Raw genomic sequence first — 21,003 nt, forward strand, 5'->3', positions numbered from 1 at the left:
AACCTACCCACATGCCCTTCGAGGTAAAAATACATGTCCTTTTATTCTGCTAAGAATAAATTAAGCCTGTCAGCGCTGTTGCTGCTGCTTGGCCAAGGATGGACACTACCGGCGCTCAGCGAGGATGACAATAACGCGCCGCAAACCTCAGCAACAAAACCGCTGGAAGAGGTGATGGTCACCGCCAGAAAGCGTGAAGAAAGCGTGTTGGATGTACCCATCGCCATCACCGCCTTTGGTGCTGATGTACTTTCCAGCCCCACCATCAGCGATATTTCCAATTTGGCGGCGCTGGCGCCCAACGTAGAATTTTCCACATCGCCCCCTATTTCCGGCACCAGCAATGCGGCAGCCGTATTTATTCGCGGCATTGGCCAAAATGATTTTCTCGCCACCAATGACCCCGGTGTGGGTGTTTATTTGGATGGCGTTTACATCGCCCGCTCGGTGGGTGGTGTGCTCAAAGTAAACGACATCGAGCGCGTGGAAATATTGCGCGGCCCCCAGGGAACCCTGTTTGGCAAAAACACCATTGGCGGCGCGGTGAATGTGATCTCGCGCCTGCCCGCCAGCGAGGCGCGCGGCAGTGTCACCGTCATCGGTGGCAGTAAAGATCGACAAGATCTGGCACTCAGCGCGGAAGGGCCATTGGCCGATAATTTGACTGGCCGTCTCTCATTGCTCGATGAAAATCGCGATGGATATGTAGAGCGCACACTGGACGGCAAAGATCAGGGCAATATCAACCGCAGCACTTTAAAAGGCCTGTTGCACTGGCAGCCTGCCGAGCATATGGATTTCCGTTTCAGTGGCGACTACACCCACCAGCGTCAAAACGGTGCCGCCGAGGTGATGATTGATATCACCGAAGGCCGCGATTTGAGCACGCTGCCGCCGGGCGAGCCGCTGACCAACTGGGAGCTATTTAATGCACTCATCGCCGGCCCGCAATTTGATACCCAGTGGGATACCCGCTGGCTCCCCACAGGCGATGGTTTTAACACCTTCAGCACCGGCCCCTCACAGGACGATCTGGAGGTAAAAGGTGTGTCGGTAAGCGGCGATATTGAATTATCCCCCAGCCTGACCCTGACCTCCGTCACCGGCTACCGCGCGATGGAAGGCACCTATGCGCGCGATGCCGATGGCTCTCCACTGGCTTATGGCAGTGTGGTGAACCGCGATGAGCAATCACAATTCAGCGAGGAGCTGCGCTTGACCGGCAGCAGCGGCGAGAGTTTGACCTGGACGCTGGGCGCTTTTTATTTGCAAGAAGCGATTACCAACCAGCAAGACGTGGTTTTTTTGGGCGGCTTATTTGAAGCCACCGGCGGTGCCGCCGACGCCACCTTTGATGTGAATAATGAGGTGGATGTTGATAGCCGCGCGCTGTTTGGTCAGCTGTCGTGGACGCACAAAGCCTGGGAAGTCACCGGTGGTTTACGCATGACGCGTGAACAAAAAGAATTTTTTATCGACAACGCCACCGTCAATACCGGTGTGCAACTGATTGGCCCGCAACACAAACCGGCAGACGTTTGGCGCGAAGTATCTCCGGGGTTAAATATCTCTTACGACCTTAATGAGCACAGCATGCTCTACGCCAGTTACAGCGAAGGTTTTAAAAGCGGTGGTTACAACGGCCGCCTGGTCAACCCGGCCACCGACACACAAAGCGGCACGCCGGTGATTGATACCTTTGATCCGGAAAACGCCACTACCTACGAACTGGGTTTCAAACAACAATACGATTGGCTGTATTTACAGGGCGCGGTGTTTACTACCGATTACACCAATATGCAGGTGTCGGTGCTCACCATTGGGGCTAATAATTTGATTGCGGTGACTATCGACAACGCCGCTAAAGCTGCTATTGATGGCGCTGAATTTGAGGCAGTGGTGACACTGGCCGATAATGTTCGCCTGCGCACGGGGCTTGGGTATTTGGATGCGCGCTACGTTGAGTTAGAGCAGGGGGCGTTGTTAAATAAAAACCAGAAGCTACAAAAAATTCCAGAGTGGAATAGTTTTGTCAGAGGCGAATACGATTATTCGCTCACGCATTATGGTCGCCTGACCAGTGCATTGGAATTCAGTTACAAAAGTAAAACCTATAATGATCCATTAAATACCGAATCCATCGCGCAACCCGCATTTACCTTGGTGAATGCGTCGCTCAGTTGGCTCAACCCGCAGGAGACTATTAAGGCCTCGCTGTTTTGCAACAACCTGACGGATGAAACCTATTTCCTCAGTGGTGTGAGTGAACTGGCCTCGGTGGGAATTTCAAGTGCGACCTATGGTCGTCAACGTGAATTTGGGCTTGCGCTGGAATACAGCTTCTAACATAGGATTGGCGGCGATGAACCTTAAACAACTCTACAAAAGCGGTTTTTTTCTGGCGGGCGTTTTGCTGGCTGCAACTGCAGTGGCGCAGACTACGGTTGATGCCAGCACTGAATCCAACCTTGAAGCTAACCTTGATGCCCAAGGCGATGCCCCCATCAAAATTGCTGGCGTGGCGCTGGAGTACCGGCTGCGTGAAAATGGCAGCGACCAATACAATAAACTCGTAGAAAAATTGGCTGAAAAAAAACTGGATTTTAATCTGGTGATTTTTCCCCTGACGCGTGCGGTGCGCAACCTCACTGAGGGCGCCGATTGTATTTTTCCATCATCCTTAAATTCACTCGGCACTCATTTTGCGGAACAAACCAAAGGCTACGAGTTTATTGCGTCTAACCCTGTTGATTACATCAGCATGCGCGTTTTTACACGGCAAGGTGAAAAAACCATTGCTGCGTTTAACGAGTTAAACAATAAAAAAGTGGCTATTTGGTTGGGCTTTGATCGCAATATTTATTTGCAGGGAATTAATGCAACGGTTGACGAAGTCGCCAGTGAAGAAGTGCGCGTCAATATGCTCACCAAAAAACGGGTAGATGCGATTGTCGGTTTTACGCCGGATGTTTTTCTCGCCGCGCAAAAACTGGGGGTGGCTATTCCGGAATACAATAAATCGCTATCTGTTTTTGAAGGCGAGGGCGCCTCAGTGGTGTGCCATAAAAACGCTAAAAATAGCCAATTTATCGAGCAGTTAAATACCCAGTTGGAAATGCTGCGCGAATCGGGTGAGCTGGCAAGTATTTTGGGGCCTTACGCCACGCTGGTTAAATAATTGAATCACCCGGAGTAAAGCCGAGCCTCTGCTGGCCTCAGAGGCTCGTCTAAAAAATCGCTTTAGAAATTAATACTGCCACAACATGGCAATGGAATATCCGCCCGCTGAGGGTGCCATAAACAATATTTTTTCCCCGCGTTGTAAATCACCTTTTTTGCGCCAGTAATCCAGTGTGACTGGAATATTGGCCACTGTCATATTGGCGTAGAGGCCTATGGTGTGGCGAATTTTGTCCTCGGCAATTTCCAGTTTATCCGCCCAGACTTGCATCATTTTCAAACCTGACTGATGCATGATGACTTTATCGACGGCTACTTGCGGGTTTCTATCCAGCAGTGTTTTGGCAACTGACATGGGAAATAAAATTAAATCTTTCACGGTAGTTCTGCCCTCTGGCGGGCGCACGGTAAAAAATTCTTTCTGTTGGGTAAATTGCGCGTTTTTCATTACCAGCGCATTAAACACTTCCGGCTTGGTGTTGTTGAGTTCATATTTATCAATAAAGGATTCTGTAGAACCATCCAGAATCACCGCGCCAGCACCGTCCCCTGCAAAAGCAAAATTGGGTTTGGTGGTGTCCAGCATGGTGTGAACCCAGTCGGTGGAGGTCACAATAAGCACCACTTTATTTTTGCCGGTACTGATTAAGGCATCCGCCGTATTTAATGCGGTAATAAACGAGGAACAGGCGGTGTTGATTGGCAACACCGAGGCGTTCCATGCGCCTAATTCATGTTGCATCAAATTCAAATCATCGCCATACACATTTCGGCTGGGTTGGATAATGCCGATAATCAAATCTATATCCAGCGCTGTGTATTTACTGTTGGCCAAGGCATCTTTAGCGGCTTCTACTGCCATCATCAAGGCGGTTTCCGTTGCGCTGGCATGACGACGCTCTTCATAGCCGGAGAAGTATTCATCCATGGATTCAAACAGGGCGTTACCGCCCACAAATTCGCTGTTGAGGACGACGGTGGAGGGTAGATAACTACCGGTTGCTTCTATATGGGACACGGCAAAACCTCTCATTTAATACAATAAGTGTGGATAAAAATTCAGGAAAATCATGGGTGGTTGTTATAGGGATCAGGTTTGATCTGCTTAGCCACCGGGGGTTGCCGAGCCATTCATGGCCAGGCCTTTGATACGATCGCCCATGGGCGGAACCTCATCGCGATCAATTCGCACATCAATGAGGGTGGGGCCGTTTTTGGCGAAGAGTGCAGGCATATCCAAATCGCACAACTCTTGGGGTGAGGTAATGACGATACCCTCAACACCCATGGCTTCGGCCATGGCGGCATAGTTGATACTGTTTAGTTCCCAGCCGATGGATTCCTGATTGCCCAAGCGCTGGCCGTGTTTCACCATGCCCAGTGCGGCATCGTTTAACACCATAAATACCACCGGCAGTTGGTGCTGCGCCGCTACGGTTATTTCCTGTGCACTCATCAAATAGGAACCATCGCCCACCAAACACAGGGTAGGGCCGGTGTCTTTCACAAAAGCGCTACCAATCGCCGCGCCAATTGCCCAAGCCATGGAACCAAAACCCATGGCGATGCGGTAATAACCTTCGTTATTGGAACGCACAAAATAATGGGTCGCCCAGGCCCAGGCATTGCCAGCATCGACAAATACGCGTGTATCTTCAGGCAAGGTGAGCGCCAAATGCGCCATAAGTCGCTGGGGTTTAATGGGGCTGGCATCGCTCAAACATTTTTCCGGTTCACGCAGGGTAACCATGGCGCCCAAGACATTTTTTTCGGTATTGCCGGGAATGGTTTGCCAGGTGCGGCCCCACTTGCGCGCCGCTGCCACGTTTTCAATCAGCCGGGTAAATATGGTGTGCAAATTGCCAAATACATGGAGGTTGGCCATGGGCGAGCGGGTAAAGTGTTCTACGGATGAATCAATATGCACCAGCTTGGTATTGAGCAAATCATCGTTCCAGCCGCTGGTTCCCATCTCCCCAAGGGCGGCACCCACTGCAATAATCAGGTCAATTTTATCGCCCTGGAATAACTCTTTAGCGCTGTCGTGGCCGGCAAAACCATAGACGCCGCGATACTGCGGGTGGGTTTCATCTACCCAACTTTTTCCCATAGGGCCGGTGACAAAGGCGGCGCCCGTCAACTCAATAAATTGAATAATTTCTTTGTGCGCGCTGCCCGCGCCGTTGCCTACATAAACCGCAATAGTGTTCACGCGCCCCAATTTTTCGCAGAGACGATTGATGGCCGACTCGTCGGAAACAAAAAAGTCATGCACCAAAAGATCAGCATGGATGTGCGGTTTTATCTGTGCCGGTGTACGCAATACATCGGAAGGAATGCTGATGTGTGCCGGCCCTTGGGGAGTGCGATGGGCGGCCATTAACGCCGACACCAATTTACTTTCCAGCTGTTCGTGGTGCGATATGAGAGTGTTGTAGCGGGTGCAGTGGCGGAACAGGCCCACTGTATCAATCGCCGTACAGCTGGATTCCTGCAGCGCACGCTTGCCAAATTTTGGCAGCGGAGTTTGCGCGGTAATCACCAACATGGGTATTTCTTCGCTGATTGCAGAGCAGATGCCGGTGATCAAGTTAGTGGCGCCCGGGCCAGTAGTCGCACAGACCACGCCCATTTTTCCCGTTTCACGGCTGTAACCTTCGGCCATAAACGCGGCGCCACACTCGTGCCGCGCCACGACTAATCGCGGGCCGCCATTGCGCTCGGAGCGCGCCAGGGCATTAAGCAAGGGTTCTATAGCGCCACCCGGCACACCAAACACCTTATCGATGCCCAGTAGTTGCAGATAGTTGACGATCATATCCGCGTAGGTGGAGGTTTCTCGTGAGAGGTTGAGTGGAGCGCTAGGAAGTATTTGTTGATCGCTGGGGATATTTAAATCGAGTAACTTGATGTGGTTTAGCATTTACAGGATAAATCTCGCGTTGCGCATCCCTTCGGTGATTTCAAAGTGAGCAAATTATATCCAGATGTGAATTTTGACGACAGTGCCGCAATTTTTTGCTTTGGGTGTTTTTTGTTCGATTAAAGCGTTTGATGCCAGAGTGAATTGGGAAACTGCAAATCAAAAAGTGAACAGAGTGAAGAGCCTCAAGTTCTGCAACTTGTCCGAAATTGCGCGGTTTTTAGCCTGAAACTTGAGCTAATAAGAATCCTTGGATAGGCCGGATCGGTATAAAAAAATGAGGATTATAACTGTATTTATATATTCTTTATTGTTATTAAAAATAAATTTAATTATTTAGAAATAGTATATAAAAAGTTTATTTTGTTGGGCGTGTCACATATTTTTTGGGAATATTCGCCAGTTTTGGCCACTTTAAGTGACCTGTTCTGCCAGCGGTTACTTCTCTATTTGCAGCTCTGGCGATTGCTTGGGCATGTATTTCAGGCGGCAGGCGGTTGGTGTCATGGGTCTATCAATCAAGTATCCCTGAAAACAAATATCGCTATAGCGATTCAGCCAGTCTGCCTGCATCTGTGTCTCAACCCCTTCGGCAACTACTGCCAATTTCATGGTGCGGGCGATGGCGATGATGGATTCCACCAGCACTTCATCTTCACTGTTGACCATCAGGTCATCGATAAAGGATTTGTCGATTTTGATTTTATTGATCGGGATGCGCTTTAAGTAGCTGAGCGAGCTGTAGCCAGTGCCGAAGTCATCCAGTGAAAAAGTCGCGCCACGGCGCTGTAGTGTGACAATTTTAGCGACCACTTCATCAAGGCGATGCAGTGCGGCGCGCTCGGTAATTTCAAACTCAATATTGCGCTCTGAAACGCCGTAGCTTTCTACAATAGCAACAATACGCTCAACAAAATCGGCTTGATACAGGGTGTTGGCGCACAGGTTTAGGGTGATGCGGAAATCAGCGGGAAGTGCGCCTGCGGTCATTAACTCTTTTAAAAACGCACAGGCTTTGTCCACCATCACATAGTCAACGTCGACGATCATGCCGGAGTTTTCAAGGAAGGGAATAAAGTCATTGGGTGAAACCAAGCCTTGGGTTGGATGGTTCCAGCGAATCAAAGCCTCTGCTGCCACCAGGTTGCCCGAGAGGCCATTCACTATAGGTTGCAGCACCATGGAAAACTGCTTTGTCTTGATCGCTTCGCGCAGATCTGACTCCAATTGCACATGCCTGTGAACCTCTGCCGCCATGGATTCTTCAAATAACTGATAACCATTGCGGCCATGCTCTTTGGCTTTGTACATGGCGGTATCGGCGAAACGCAAGAGAACCTCGGTATCGCTGTCCTCGAAGGGATACATCACAATCCCGATGCTGCCACTGACAACAAATTCAGCCCCATTGCTCAGTGCTACCGGTGCGTTGATTGTTGCGAGCAGGTGTTTGGTCAGGGTTATTGCCTGGTCTTTGGCTTGCTCGAGGTCTTTGTCCAAATCCGGCAAGCTGATAACAAATTCGTCGCCCCCTAAACGGGCAAGCGTGTCAGATTCCGGTAATAACTTGCGTATTTTTACTGAGAGTTTTAGTAAAAGTTCATCGCCAAGCGAATGGCCAATGGTGTCGTTAATGCGTTTGAATTCATCAAAGTCGATAAACAAAAGCGCACCAAAAGTGTGAGTGCGGTTTGCACGGCGAACATCTTTTTTTAATTGGTTTTGAAATAAGTTGCGATTGGGCAAGTCGGTGAGCGTATCAAAATAAGCCAGATATTCGACACGCTCTTCCGCTTTGACTCGCTGGGTTACATCCAAGCCAACAATAAGCACGCAGGCTTTTCCATCGAGATGGAAGGCGATAAAGGTCATTTGGATCACCAGCCTATCGCCGCGCGCACTGGTAAGGCTGTGCTCCACCGTAAGCCCTTGCGGGTCGTTAAAATCCAGCCGATCCAAACTAAGCTGCAATGCTTTGGCTTCTTCCTTGTTGATATTTTTGTGCACACTGCAGTAATCCTGACCAATCAGATCGACTTGCGGTTTCTGATAAAACTGTTCAGTGGTGGTGTTGGCAAAAATAAACCGATAATTGTCATCAACCGCAAATACCAGGTTGGGGCTGGTATCCAAAATAAGGCGCAATTGTTGTTCACTTTTGGTTAAACCGGTTTGCCAACGTTCGAGTGCCGCAAGAAAATTGTTGGCATCGTTGACGATGTAGCCGAGTTCATCAAATTGATGGCCGTCAACATGGTCGATACGTTTTTGCTCGGTTTGGTCGGGCCGGATTAGTGAGAAGCGCTTGGCGATAGTGACCAGAGGGCGCGTGAGCATAAAATGGAAAAGGGCAAAAAGTACCAGCGCCAGGCTGAGGTTTCTGAGAATGCCCGACACCAGAATAGTGATTCCCCGATCATAAAAAGGTGCAAAACCCAAGTCATTACTTACGCTCAGTACCAGTTTCCCCTCATAAATGCCGTTGGTATAGATAAGGTCAAGCTGGTAGGTTTTGATCTCCTCGGCAATGAGTCGCGTTAGCCACAGGGTATCGGAGGGCGGGGGAGTTGAAGAGTAATCGGCGATGACCTGATCGCGATCATCCAAAATAGCGGCGTAGGTAATAAAGTTGTAATTTTCCAAGCCTTTGATAACTTCGTCAGCCAGGTTTGCATCCAATTGGTGCACTGCACGTTGCGCAGAATTTCTTACAACACTAAAAATTTCATCGACATGATTATCAATTTGCTGGCGTTGATTATCTAAATCTACAACCACCTGAAACACAGCAACAATAAGCCCGAGAGTTAGGGCTATCGCTAAGCTTGCTCGCATCAAACGATAGGCAATACGCTTATAAAACTCAATTGTCATATAAAGAGCGTTCCCACCGTCATGAAAACAAAAACACCTTACAGATCCATTACATCTTCATTATTCTTAACGCTGTGCGCATCCCTGAGCACTAACCTCTGCGTTCTATAGTATTTCAACTGTTGGTATAAAAGAAGGCAGGCATTATATCTTTTTAGCACAGCCAAACCTGGTGGCTGTGCTTTATTCAATTAACTGTAATAGTTAGCGTCAATAATTTCACTCAGCTCCACTTTGGCCACTTGTGGTTGTGCGCTTAACCAGGCGTGCAGCTTGGCTTTATCTGCTTCGGTTGCAGAGCCGTAACGTTTGGCGGAGCCAACAAAACCGGAGAGACGTTTGCTGGACAGGCCGCCGCCAAACACCAAATCTTCGCCATTGATGGCATCAATAAAAAAACTGTCCACAAATTCACTGATTTTCTCTTCGCTCAGGTCGCTTTTAAATTCACATTCCAACTCAAAGCCGAAGGTGGCAAATTCGTCTTGAAATAATTTTTTACGCAAACGTTTACTGCGTTGTGGGGCTTTTTTGGTGTTTACATCGGTCATGGTTTTTACCTTGCTAACTTGCTCTATTAAAAAACTTACTTCATTTAAAAAAGTGATTTTGAAAAAACTTATTGAATATCCGCATTGCTAACGCCATTTAATTCCATCAGCGTAGCGACTTGTTTTTCCAATAACATAATACGGTTTTCCAACTGTTCGATTTTTTGTTCCATCTGGGTGTTGTGTTCTTCGCTACCACTGCGGCTGGCGATTGTGCTGCTTTGCATGGCGGCAATGGCAGTCAAATCCGGCATGCCACACAAAAGGTGCATGTAACGATCTTCCCGTTGCCCCATTTGTCTGGGGATATGCATTACCGTTGGTTTGGTTTTGGCGCACAACTGCTGCAGCTTTTCTTCCAGTACGTGATGGCTGGCAAACTCCACCATACGCTGGGTGCGCGTCATAATTTCTGCAACGGTTTGCGGGCCGCGCAGTAACAATACCGTCAATATCGCCTGGGTAGCTTTGTCCACGCTTAGCACCCGTGTCAGGCGCTGGTCATAACGCGCGGCGCGGGCACCATAATCCACACTGATTAACTGGCGGTCTTGCAGTTCACTCAGGCAGCGCTGTAACTGGCCGCTTTCATAATTGCTGATAGGTTCGCGGCTGGTTTTTTGGTTGCAAGCCAGGGCGAGGCTGTTCAGTGTCAACGGATACTGATCGGGTGTTGTCAGTTGCTTTTCCATCAATGCGCCCAAAACCCGCGCTTCTATCGCGCTCAGCTCCATCGCTGCTGCGTGTGTCTGCTCGCCACCGGGGGTGTCTGGATTGGCATCGCTGTTTTGCTCATTGATCTTGTCCATAAAAACTCCCGAGTTTGTTTATGGGTCGCACTCTACGCTGATGGCACATAAATTTCACCCTTGAGGCCAAGTAAAAAACTTAGCCGGGTGTGAATTCTTGGCTATATTTTAGTCACTGCGATCAAATTGATCGGCAGAGTGAGTTTATGTCGAGGATGATTTTATGGATGTATTGTGGTTGTTAGGAAACCCTGCCGAGTATTATCGGGTGCCCGATCAGCATTTGCTTGTGAATGCCGCCGGCGAGTTAACGGAAACAGCAGCGGCCTATCGCCAACAAATCAATTCTGCTGATGCATTTTCTGCATTGGCCTGCTCGGTAGGTGCTTGTGTGATGGGGGAGGGGTTAAGCCTGGCGGAACCTGATTGGTTTGATTTGCTGCCGGCGGAGCTACCAAAACTCATGTTGTTGAATGGAAAACCGCGCCCTGGTTTGGAAATGCCGCTCAATCACCACTATGTGGATGCCTATGTTTCCGCCGTGAGTAGCGCCGCCGATTACGCTTTAATCCTGAAAAAAGTACAGGACGACAAACGCGCACTGCAGGCAATGCAGCAAGAGCTGAAAAGTTTTTCTGCTATTGCTTTTACTGCCATGTCATCGGCATCGGAAATGGGCACAGTGGCCATTTTTGCTGAGAAAGTGCAAGAAGTCATGGAGCTGGAGCGATTGGCACAATTGATCCATGCCTGTCTTGCCGATTTAAACCTGAATGGCATGGTGCAATTTATCTTTGACGATGAAGTTCATTTATTCCCGCCCGATATCTCGCCTTCCTACTTACGGCTGTTAAATTTAGCTCAGGATTCAGACGCACGAATTGTTTCCCAAGGGCGCTTTTTATTATTTAGTTTCACTCACCTGCAATTGTTAATTACCGATGCTCCGGTGAATGAGGAGGAGCGTTATGGCCGTTTGCGCGATGTACTGGCGCATTTGGTTTCTATCGCAGAAGCCCGCGCAAAAACGCTGAAAGTGAATTCCCTGTTAAAAGCCCAGCAGGACAACACTCGCACCGTAATGATGTTGTTGGAAATGTCATCGCGCGATAATCGCAATGCTGTCAAGAACATTATGACGGAGCTGTCGGACTCTTTGCGATTGCTGGCTACGGGGTTTGATTTGAATATGGAACAGGAATCGGCGCTGCTGGGGTTATCAGAAAAAGCACTTGGATCACTGGAGGGTTTGCAGGAGACGACCGAGGCAGTGGAGGAGCATTTCCGTAGTCTGGTACAGGAGCTGGATAACGTTGCACATTTACTTGATGCGCCTGATGCTGCCGTGCAACATGCTGAGGAGCACGACAGCCGGATAGAATTGTTTTAATACATGGCGTGTTGCAATACTCAGGCGTCGGCGGCTGCAAAAGCATTCGCCTCCTGGCAAATGACTTCATCCACTATTTCATCCGCAGATTTATCGCTACAGTCGATCACTATATCCGCGTAGCGCAAGTACAGTGGGCGTCGCTCGCTGTAAACCTCTGCAAAACTTTGCCCGGCGGGGCGGGCTATGCCTCTGCTATCCATATTCGTAATACGTTTTTCCAAAGCGTCCAAGCCCAAGTCCAAAAAAACCACAGGCCCAAACTGCTTGAGGTGATTCATAGCCACCTGGCTGTAAACCGCGCTGCCACCAGTTGCTATAACGTGGTTGGGATAATGGGCATTCAGCAGTACTTTTTCCTCCTGCTCGCGCAGTGCCATATAGCCCTGTTGATGCAAAATATCTTGCAATGTTTTGCGATGCTCCAACTGGATCAGCAGGTCGGTGTCGATAAAATCTTTTGCCAGATTTTTGGCCAATAACAGGCCCAGGGTACTTTTGCCCGCGCCGGGCATACCAATCAAAATCAGGCTCTGGTGATAGGGATTCATAGGCTGGCTCCGGCAAATCATGAGTAGACGATGAGCATCCAGAAGGCTGCGGCCATATGCCTATGGCCGCAGTCAACTAACTATAGCTGAGGATCGCACAACCGGCGTTGGGGATGGATTGTTTTAGAGCAGGGTTGTTGCGGCGCGCGAACCGCTGTGAAACATTGCCACGAGTGAATAGCGAAAAAATGGGCTATAGCTCGCTAAAAAATCACTCAACAAAAATTGGATGTTGGTCGCTATGTCAGCAGTGGCTGATTGCAGCAGATCCCCAAACTCTGCCAGAACCACGCAGGGGCTATCGATTTTTTTATCGGCATCGGTAACCACTGCTCTGAGTTGAGCTGTAGCGGCGTTCCATTCAAACAACAGAAACAGCGATTCATCCTGAATGTTTCTGTGCAAAAGCTCAACAGCTTTGGTTGCGCAGGCTTCCACGGCTTGTTTTAGGCTGGTTTGATCGCCCCCGCTAAAGCGGCGATGGTAGAGTTCAGACTGGTCTGTGGACTGGTGTTGCCAGAGCGATGAGCTAGACATATCAGGCATTGCACAGGTCTTCAAATGCATCAACAACCGCTTCCTCATCCGCTTCGGATAATTCCGCCAAGTCCATAATACAAGGCTCATTAATACCCAGTATTTCTTCTATGTCTTCAAATGGCAGCTCAGCGGCAAGCGCGTGCTGAACATAGTTTTTCACCGCTTGGTGTAAGGCGGCTTCGTTATCGCGCGCGGCCTGTAGTTCCGCCACAGTGTTGGCGGTTAACCAGCTGATAAACGCGGCGCGGTCAGCTTCAGAGGTATTGGTGCTGGCGTTGTATGCCGGGGCAGGGGAATTGATGCTCAAGATGGTTTACCCATAACTATTGGAAAGGGACGCCAGTATAAAGCCATTTTGTGAATCGCGATCCCTTTCACGCCGGTTTTGACCGGGCTTGCGCGCCCGGCCTAGCCGACCCAGCGCGCAATGAAGCTTCCATCTGGGTCGTAGCTATCGCGCTGTTTTTGGATATTAAATTCCCGCCGTCCGCGTGGATCTGTGCCTACACCCGCCAGGTATTGCCAATTGCCCCAGTTGGCGGCGCAGTCGTAATCGATAAGCTGCTGTTCAAACCAGGCCGCGCCATAGCGCCAATCGACACCCAGTTGATTGATGAGATAGCTCGCGACAATTTGACGGCCGCGGTTGCTCATCCAACCAGTAGCGGCGAGTTGACGCATAAACGCATCGACAAAAGCATTGCCGGTATTGCCAGCGCACCAAGCCGTATAAGCCTCAGGGTAAAAACTCAGCAGCGGGTTTTTATCCTGAATGCCGCGCAATGCAAACAGCCGTTTGCCAAAACGGAAAGCGAGCCATTGAAAATATTCACGCCACAGCAATTCAAAGTAGAGCCAATAAGTGGACTCATTGGCACCGTGGGCCTGTTCATAATCTTTAATGGCCTGTGCTACCTGTCGCGCTGACAGGCAGCCGTTGGCTAGCCAAGGTGACAGTTTTGATGAGAAATCCCAGCCATCCAAACCGTTGCGGGTATTTTTGTAATTGTTGATTAAATGCTGCCCGGCCAAAAAATAATGCAGCTGCGCCAGACCAGCAGTACTGCCACCGCGAAAGGGCAGGCGTTTGGAATCACCCGGTTGCACCAACTGTTGCGCACGCACAATACCCAGCCATTGATCCAGTTCACAGGGCGAGTTGTTCAACACAACAGGCTGGCGCAAGCGTGGCGCCGGGGGTAATGATCTGGTGAAGGGGCGCGTTTCTACCCATTTGCGAAATTGGGAAAAAATCAGCGGAAGCTCGGTGAGATTAAACGGCAACTCGGCGCGATCAAACAGTGTGAAGTTTTCCACGGTGCGCAGGGGGATATCAATTTTTTCTCGCAGGCGTTGCACGTCTGCCTGTTCATCGCTACCCGGATGCTCCGCCACTGTTATGGCGCCTATGTCCCATTCTTCAATGAGGCGACTGAGCGCTGCGGCAGGTTCACCCACTATCAGAATTAATTCGCTGCCTTTTTCGCGCAGGTTTTGCCGCAGTTGTTGCAGCGATTCCAATAAAAACTCCTGACGATGCAGGCCCAGACTTTTTTGTTGGTAGCGCTGGGGTAAGAGCCAGCGCGATGGCATCACATAAACACCAATCACCCAATCGTTATTGGCTACCAGTTGGCTCCAGCCGGGGTTATCTTCCAAACGTAAATCATATCTAAACCAGTAAATCGCTTTGCGCATTGCGTAACTCCTTTCTGTTTCCCTGCAATACGCAAGCGCCATTTGTCCCTATCATTCGGCGATAAAAATACTCACGGTTTCAACGGACAAACGATTGGTAAGGCTAGGCAAAGGCGGTGGTATCCAAATCGATTTTTTCCAGGCTGGTATTGAAATGTGCCAGTTGTTGATCGTCCTGCGGCAGTGCCTCTACCAATCGCTCCATCAGGTTTTTCAAATGTACTAGCTGATCGTAGATTTGGTCTTGCATTACGCTGATTTCAATAAGAGAAAAGCCATCCTGATTGCTGTTTTCGCTGCTTATACCGCGCAGCCATTCCTCTTGCTCGGGCTGCAGGATTCCACTGCGCGCCACGCAGATTCCCAGGCGCGCCATGGCTGCCAGCATGGAGCGCACGCCGGGATGTTTGGAGTGTTGGGTCAGTTGTTGTGCCAGTGTTTTAGCGGTGGAAAATTGTGTGCGCAATTTTTGTTGGCGCGCCAGCAACAGGTCACTGGAGGGCAGTTGGTTAATCGCCGCAGTAGGTTTGGGCGCGATTTTGAAGAGTACCGTCGCTGCATCGTAAACCGATTCGAAATAAATATTGTCGCTGAGCTTCAGTGCGGCGAGCAGCATCTGGTGCGCATGCGGGCCATAACTTTGGTAGCGATTGTGGTTGTGCACTATGTTGTCGGTGGCGGCGATAATCTGGCTGACCATGGATATCTTGTCGCCAAATAAATAACGTGGAAAGCCTGTGCCATCAATGCGTTCGTGGTGATCGGCAATCGCCTCGCCAATAGCGCCGGGCAGGTCGGGCACCATCGCTAAAAAACGTTGGGCAATCAGTGGGTGCGCCTGCAAAGCCTTCCATTCTGCAGCGGTGAAATCCTGGGTTTTGGTGCATAACTCGGGCGCCAGGTACAAGAAACCAACATCGTGAAAAAGGCTGGCAACAAAGGTAGTTTGCTGTTCTTGTAAACTGAGCCGGAGTTTACTGGCGATGGCCACACCGGCGAGCGCACAAAATAGCCCCTGGTAATAAATCGATTTGCACCTGAGTGCCAGCATAGTCAGGTTTTGGTGCAAGAGCGGGTAGCGTTCATAAAACAAACACATGGAGCGCAGGGTGTTTTGGAATTCCGGTTGGCAGGTAACGGCATATAAGCCGGGCAGCCGGCGGGAAAAGTTATTCAGATAATCAAACAGTTGATGTGCATTTAAACTATCGGCAATGGCGACACATTCTTCCAGTGGTTTGAGTAGTTTATGTTCCAGCAGTACCTGTGCGCGCCGCTCGTCCATATCGGCACCTTTGGCTAACAGCAGTACCCCTTGGCGGTTGTAGATAGGTTGGGTGGTTGTCACCCGGTGCTTTTTATTCGCTTCAATCAAGTGGCGGCAATAATGCTGCTGTTCGCTATCGATCATGCGCTTCTCTACTGGACAGGTGGGGAGTTTGGTTGTTGCCAAGGTGTTCCGGGTGCCAAGGTTTTCCAAGGGCTAACTGCTGGTATATGCAGCGGCTTAAACCCATTGCATCCAGTAACTATAGAGCAGCACCAAGGGAAATCCAGACGCCACTCTCACGGATCACGCAAAACCGCCTCCCGGTTTGAGGAAGGGCAGCAACCTCAGGCTGATGTGTTTTGGGCGATGCGCCAGTAAGCGTGGAATGGCCGATTGCGGTGAGAGAAATTCATCATAGTAGCTTTGCACATTGGCTTTCATCGCGGCGAGTTCCTCGCCCTGCATTGCCCTTGCCTTGTGGATTAGGGCGGGTAATTCGGCTGCCGAGGTAAACACCAGACAATTTTTGCCTTGCTCCAATGCGGGGAAAAGCAGCTCCGGGTATTGGGTTATTGGAATGGTGCCGACGGCCATGGCCTCAATCAGATTGTGCGACATGGGGTAGCGCACGCCGGGGCAGGCGAGGAAAAAATCGGCGCGTGCGATGGTGCCCAGCCACGCTTCACTTTCCACTTTACAATGCCGCGTATTCATAATTACCACTCCCTTGCTGATGGTTTGTTCGGCGCGGCGAAGTGTTTCGTCGGAGGTTAGTTCCAGCAATAATTCCCCGGGTAAACTGGCCGATAATATTTCCAATATTTGCGCGCGGCTAAGTTTGTTATAAATTTTCCGAATGGAATTTTTGTTGTATTTTTTTGCTGCTGCATCGCCACCAAAAAATATTTTCCACTGCCGTTGTTGTTTACGGTAATCCTTCAGTCGCAAATCTTCTCCGGTAGCGTAAAGCGAGGGAAAGAGTGGAAATGGCATGGGAAAACAAGCATCACTTGCTGAATAATCCGGTTGATAATTAATCGTGATAATTTTTCCGGCGCGTCGGGAAAGGCTGGAATACCACTTGTCCGTTACCAACACATAACCATCGGTTAAATCCTGCTCATGGGACAAAATACTAAAATCTTCCCGCAAGCATAATTGCTTGAACTTCTCCTGAATGTTGCCGAGTACCAAATAGTTATCGGTAAAAATGGGATGAAATCCGTTGCGAACAAAAAAAATAAAAAGTCCGTAAAACCGTCGGCCTTGCGGGCCGTCAATTCGATTATCGCGAAAGTCAAACACGACCAATGGTTGTCCCAGTGTCTGGAGATGGCTTGGCGATGTGCGCGTTTGTTGGCGCAGCCAGCGGCGATACTCGATATGTCGACGCGGATATACCAAGGCTTTGTAGCGCTGGATGGTTTGGTCAAATTGATTTCCCAGGCTGGTGATATGAGCAATTTTCATGGCCTTCCCTCTGTTTGGGTATCTGCAGAATGTGGGTGTAAAAACACATACTTCTGAAGATTAATTGCCCAAGATGAAGGTTAAGTGGCAAAAAGTTTGTATTTGCTCAAAGTTTTGTATCCCTGTTGGCATGCTATCGCATGAGGTTCAATGGCAAGGGTGAAATCTTGTGGTAATGTACGCCGCGTTTGGCGCTAAGCGCCCCCGGTTTTGGATAATTAAAAAGAGGAAGGTTTCTGTGTTTGAAATATTTCTGGCTGGTGGTTTTTTGATGTGGCCGATTCTGGCTTGTTCATTAATTGTTATTGCTGTAAGTGCCGAGCGTTACTGGACACTGAACCCTACCAAAATTGCCCCCAAAACCCTGTTAGCACAGGTCTGGAGTTGGATTAAAAACAACCAGTTGGATGCCACTAAATTGCGCGAGCTTAAGCAGTCATCCCCGCTTGGCCAAATTTTGGCAGCCGGTTTGAGCAACTCCAAACATGGCCGTGAAGTTATGAAAGATTCTATTCAGGAGGCCGCCAGCCAAGTCATTCATGAGCTGGAGCGCTATGTGAATATTCTGGGCACTATTGCCAATGTCGCCCCCTTATTGGGCTTGCTGGGTACGGTATTCGGCATGATCCAGGTGTTTAACTCGATTATGATCCAGGGCACCGGTAATACCGGGGTATTGGCTGGCGGTATTTCGGTCGCGCTCTACACAACCGCTGCAGGTTTGGTGGTGGCGATTCCCGCTATGATTGCCCATCGCTTCTTCCAGCGCCGCATCGATACCATAGTGGTCACTATGGAAGAAGAAGCCATCAAGTTGGTGGATGCCCTGCACAGCGACCGCCGTGTCGATGTGAAACTGGTTTAAGCTGCGGGGTCTCGCAAGGTGAAATTTCGTCGCCAACAAGTAGAAGATCAGGGGATTAACCTCACGCCCCTGATCGATGTGGTATTCCTGCTGCTGATCTTTTTTATGGTTTCAACCACCTTCACCAAGGAAACTCACTTGAGTGTGGATTTACCTGAAGCCGTAGGTGAGCAGAGCAGTGAGTTGCCTGAACAAATTGAAATCCTTATCAATAGCGATGGCAGTTACTCTGTTAATGGGCTGGCTTTGGTAAACGATAAAGCGGTTACCCTGAAGTCCGCCCTGGAGAAAACCTCGGAAGGCAATAATGAGTTGCCCTTGGTGATAACCGCTGATGCTAAAACCCCCCATCAAGCCGTGGTTCAAGCCATGGATGTCGCCGGACAACTGGGCTTTGCGCGTTTGAGCATTACTACCCGTCAACCCGAGCCTGAAAAAGACTGACAACTCGGTTACAATTTGCGCCAGTTACCCTGGCGATTTCGCAGGGCTTTTGTGTGAATCATACAAAAGCCCTCGTCATTTTGGTGCTCTAAAGAACAAGGTTACCCGATTGAATTCCTCCTCCAAGGCTAAACACCAGACCAGCGCCAGTGACATCTGGTTGTCTGCCTGGTATGGCAAAAGTCGCTGGACTTTGTTGCTCCTCCCTCTGAATTGGTTATTCATCCTTTTATCGATGATTCGTCGATACTGTTTATTGCGCTGGCAGCAAAAAACTCTCGCCACGCCGCTTATAGTGGTGGGCAATATCTCGGTTGGCGGTACTGGCAAAACTCCCTTGCTGATTGCTCTGGTTAAAGGCCTGCAGGCTCAGGGATACAATCCGGGTGTGGTGAGTCGTGGCTATGGTGGTCGGGCAGAAAACTATCCTTATTTGCTGGGGGCGGATAGCACAGCAGCCCAGGCAGGTGATGAGCCCATGAGTATCTACCAACAGACTGGCTGCGCTGTTTGCGTCGGTGCTGATCGCCTTGCGGCCGCACGCTTGTTGGAAGACCTGGGCTGCGATCTATTGCTCAGTGACGATGGCTTGCAGCATTATCGATTGGGGCGCGATATCGAAATTGCTGTAGTGGATGGGCAGCGAGGGATTGGCAATGGTTGGCGTTTGCCGGTGGGCCCTTTACGCGAACCGGTCAGCCGTTTGGCCAGTGTCGACTGGGTTATTGTGAATTCGCCTGACGACAATTTCACCCTGCCCAGATTCGAGAATATGTATTTCATTCCTATGCAAATTTGCGCCCAGTCACTGGTGCGAGTGGCAACCGGTGAAGTTCAGGCGCTGGCTTATCTGGACGGACAAGCCGTAAACCTTGTTGCGGGTATTGGTAACCCCCAGCGATTTGTGAATACCCTTGCCGAATGCAATATTCACGGAGTTTTGCACGCCTTCCCTGATCATCATGCATACACAGCGAACGATTTTATTTTTAATAACAATTTGCCGGTAGTAATGACAGAAAAAGACGCCGTCAAATGCCAGGGATTTGCCCAGCCGGATTGGTATTACCTGGCAATCAATGCAACCTTGCCCGATACATTTTGGCCGGCTTTTATCCAGCGAATTGAACGAATTATTGAACAAAAAAAATCCCGTTTTGGGCTTTAACTTTTACTATCAGGCGGAATCTTGCCATGCGTTTTTATGTTGTTATTCCTGCGCGTTATGCCTCTACTCGTCTACCCGCTAAACCACTCAAAGAGATAGCGGGTAAACCCATGATCCAGCATGTTTACGAACGCGCCTGTGCAAGTGCCGCCACAGAGGTGGTGATTGCCACTGATGATGCACGCATCGAGGCTGTAGCAAAAAGTTTTGGTGCGCGAGTGTGCATGACGTCGGCTGCGCATAACTCCGGTACAGATCGGTTGCAGGAAGTAGTCACCCAGCTGGGGCTGGGTGAGGGCGATATAGTGGTCAATGTGCAGGGCGATGAGCCGTTGATTCCGCCTGCGGTTATCAATCAGGTTGCTGAAAATATTGCCAGTAATGAATTTGCCGGTATGGCAACTTTGAGTGAGCCAATTCATTCATTGGATGATTTCCGTAATCCGAATATTGTGAAAGTTGTGGCTGACCAACGGGGTAGGGCGCTTTATTTCAGTCGTGCGCCTATCCCTTGGCCACGCGATTTTTTTGCGCGGGCTGATGTTAATTCCCTGCCTGATAATTTTCCCGCTCAGCGCCATATTGGTATCTACGCTTATCGCGTGGCTTTATTGCATCGTTTTGTAACCTGGCCCCAAGCACAGCTTGAAACTATTGAATCACTTGAACAACTGCGGGTGTTGGCCAATGGTGAAGCCATCCACATTGCTGAAGCCTGTGCTGCTGTACCGGGCGGTGTAGATACCGAAGCAGATTTGCTACGCGTTAAATCATTACTTGAAAATTAATTCGATATTTGCAGAGGGTTTATGACCAAGGTTTTATTTGTTTGCCTCGGCAATATTTGTCGCTCGCCAACGGCTGACGGTATTTTTCGTGAATTGGTTTCAAAAGCGGGGCTGGATCAAAAAATTACCGTAGATTCAGCGGGTACCGGCGACTGGCATGTTGGTAAGGCGCCAGATTCCCGTACTGTAGCTGCTGCGCGCAAGCGCGGTTATGACTTGTCCGTACTGCGTGCGCGCCAAGTGAAAACCAGCGACTTTGATGAATTTGATTATGTGTTGGCAATGGATAAAGCTAATTTGGCAGATTTGCAGCGCATCAAACCTGAGCATTTTGCCGGTCATTTAGGGCTGTTTCTGGAGTTTGGTAACCGCAGTGATTATCGCGAGGTGCCTGATCCTTATTACGGTGGTGCAGATGGTTTTGAATTGGTGTTGGATTTAGTGGAAGCGGCTGCCGAAGGCCTGTTAACGCATATCCGTCAGCGCTTGTATTAGACAACCTATCAACCAGCTTCTACACAAATCCAATCCTCAGGTGAAAT

Annotated in this window: 19 protein-coding genes; 8 read left to right on the forward strand and 11 right to left on the reverse strand. The window is 49.6% G+C overall.

Going from position 1 to position 21,003, the window contains the following annotated elements; all coding sequences use genetic code 11:
• Positions 1-33: 33 nt before the first annotated feature.
• Both ACFODX_RS13960 and ACFODX_RS13965 read left to right on the forward strand, forming a co-directional pair.
• Positions 34-2,346: a TonB-dependent receptor gene (locus tag ACFODX_RS13960; protein ID WP_378120207.1), complete on the forward strand. Its 2,313-nt coding sequence runs from the start codon at positions 34-36 to the stop codon at positions 2,344-2,346.
• 16 nt (positions 2,347-2,362) lie between these two features.
• Entirely contained in the window at positions 2,363-3,178 is an 816-nt protein-coding gene (locus ACFODX_RS13965; protein WP_378120209.1) for a substrate-binding periplasmic protein, read from the forward strand.
• 69 nt (positions 3,179-3,247) lie between these two features.
• On the opposite strand, the gene ACFODX_RS13970 is transcribed toward ACFODX_RS13965, so the two are convergent.
• From ACFODX_RS13970 to ACFODX_RS13990, 5 genes are all read right to left on the reverse strand, one after another.
• Positions 3,248-4,198 carry a 3-oxoacyl-ACP synthase III family protein gene (locus ACFODX_RS13970; RefSeq protein ID WP_378120211.1) on the reverse strand — a complete coding sequence of 317 codons (951 nt, stop codon included), beginning with the start codon at positions 4,196-4,198 and terminating at the stop codon, positions 3,248-3,250.
• Between the two features lie 87 nt (positions 4,199-4,285).
• The gene (locus tag ACFODX_RS13975; RefSeq protein WP_378120213.1) at positions 4,286-6,103 is read right to left on the reverse strand and encodes a thiamine pyrophosphate-binding protein; all 1,818 of its coding nucleotides are present in this window, start codon (positions 6,101-6,103) and stop codon (positions 4,286-4,288) included.
• Between the two features lie 438 nt (positions 6,104-6,541).
• Positions 6,542-8,977, reverse strand: coding sequence for a putative bifunctional diguanylate cyclase/phosphodiesterase (locus ACFODX_RS13980; protein ID WP_378120215.1), 2,436 nt, complete (start codon positions 8,975-8,977; stop codon positions 6,542-6,544).
• 191 nt (positions 8,978-9,168) lie between these two features.
• Positions 9,169-9,528 carry a YggL 50S ribosome-binding family protein gene (locus ACFODX_RS13985; protein ID WP_378120217.1) on the reverse strand — a complete coding sequence of 120 codons (360 nt, stop codon included), beginning with the start codon at positions 9,526-9,528 and terminating at the stop codon, positions 9,169-9,171.
• Positions 9,529-9,596: 68 nt separating this feature from the next.
• Positions 9,597-10,337: a YceH family protein gene (locus tag ACFODX_RS13990; protein ID WP_378120219.1), complete on the reverse strand. Its 741-nt coding sequence runs from the start codon at positions 10,335-10,337 to the stop codon at positions 9,597-9,599.
• A gap of 163 nt (positions 10,338-10,500) precedes the next feature.
• Between ACFODX_RS13990 and ACFODX_RS13995 the strand changes: the two genes are divergently transcribed.
• A complete protein-coding gene (locus tag ACFODX_RS13995; protein WP_378120221.1) occupies positions 10,501-11,667 on the forward strand; it encodes a hypothetical protein in 1,167 nt (388 codons plus the stop codon).
• Positions 11,668-11,687: 20 nt separating this feature from the next.
• Here ACFODX_RS13995 and ACFODX_RS14000 read toward each other — a convergent pair whose 3' ends face one another.
• From ACFODX_RS14000 to ACFODX_RS14025, 6 genes are all read right to left on the reverse strand, one after another.
• Complete coding sequence (locus ACFODX_RS14000; protein WP_378120223.1) at positions 11,688-12,218, reverse strand: shikimate kinase; 531 nt, start codon at positions 12,216-12,218, stop codon at positions 11,688-11,690.
• Positions 12,219-12,341: 123 nt separating this feature from the next.
• Entirely contained in the window at positions 12,342-12,764 is a 423-nt protein-coding gene (locus tag ACFODX_RS14005; RefSeq protein WP_378120225.1) for a hypothetical protein, read from the reverse strand.
• Complete coding sequence (locus ACFODX_RS14010) at positions 12,757-13,065, reverse strand: hypothetical protein (protein ID WP_378120227.1); 309 nt, start codon at positions 13,063-13,065, stop codon at positions 12,757-12,759. The genes ACFODX_RS14005 and ACFODX_RS14010 overlap by 8 nt, the downstream gene beginning before the upstream one ends.
• 101 nt (positions 13,066-13,166) lie before the next feature.
• The gene (locus ACFODX_RS14015) at positions 13,167-14,456 is read right to left on the reverse strand and encodes a DASH family cryptochrome (RefSeq protein ID WP_378120229.1); all 1,290 of its coding nucleotides are present in this window, start codon (positions 14,454-14,456) and stop codon (positions 13,167-13,169) included.
• A gap of 103 nt (positions 14,457-14,559) precedes the next feature.
• Positions 14,560-15,867, reverse strand: a complete 1,308-nt coding sequence (locus ACFODX_RS14020) for an HD-GYP domain-containing protein (protein WP_378120231.1) — start codon at positions 15,865-15,867, stop codon at positions 14,560-14,562.
• A 162-nt stretch (positions 15,868-16,029) separates the two neighbouring features.
• Positions 16,030-17,196 (reverse strand): glycosyltransferase, encoded by a 1,167-nt coding sequence (locus ACFODX_RS14025; protein ID WP_378120233.1) that lies wholly within the window; start codon positions 17,194-17,196, stop codon positions 16,030-16,032.
• Between the two features lie 238 nt (positions 17,197-17,434).
• On the opposite strand from ACFODX_RS14025, the gene ACFODX_RS14030 reads away from it, so the two are divergent.
• The 5 genes from ACFODX_RS14030 to ACFODX_RS14050 all read left to right on the forward strand — a co-directional run bounded on the left by ACFODX_RS14030 (position 17,435) and on the right by ACFODX_RS14050 (position 20,956).
• Positions 17,435-18,061, forward strand: coding sequence for a MotA/TolQ/ExbB proton channel family protein (locus ACFODX_RS14030; RefSeq protein ID WP_324259008.1), 627 nt, complete (start codon positions 17,435-17,437; stop codon positions 18,059-18,061).
• An 18-nt stretch (positions 18,062-18,079) separates the two neighbouring features.
• A complete protein-coding gene (locus ACFODX_RS14035; protein ID WP_378120236.1) occupies positions 18,080-18,505 on the forward strand; it encodes an ExbD/TolR family protein in 426 nt (141 codons plus the stop codon).
• 109 nt (positions 18,506-18,614) lie between these two features.
• The gene (gene lpxK / locus ACFODX_RS14040; RefSeq protein WP_378120238.1) at positions 18,615-19,673 is read left to right on the forward strand and encodes a tetraacyldisaccharide 4'-kinase; all 1,059 of its coding nucleotides are present in this window, start codon (positions 18,615-18,617) and stop codon (positions 19,671-19,673) included.
• A 26-nt stretch (positions 19,674-19,699) separates the two neighbouring features.
• Complete coding sequence (gene kdsB, locus ACFODX_RS14045) at positions 19,700-20,461, forward strand: 3-deoxy-manno-octulosonate cytidylyltransferase (RefSeq protein WP_378120240.1); 762 nt, start codon at positions 19,700-19,702, stop codon at positions 20,459-20,461.
• A gap of 21 nt (positions 20,462-20,482) precedes the next feature.
• A complete protein-coding gene (locus tag ACFODX_RS14050) occupies positions 20,483-20,956 on the forward strand; it encodes a low molecular weight protein-tyrosine-phosphatase (RefSeq protein WP_378120244.1) in 474 nt (157 codons plus the stop codon).
• Positions 20,957-21,003: the final 47 nt, after the last annotated feature.

This window comes from Cellvibrio fontiphilus (assembly GCF_042646205.1).
GTDB lineage: Bacteria > Pseudomonadota > Gammaproteobacteria > Pseudomonadales > Cellvibrionaceae > Cellvibrio > Cellvibrio fontiphilus_A.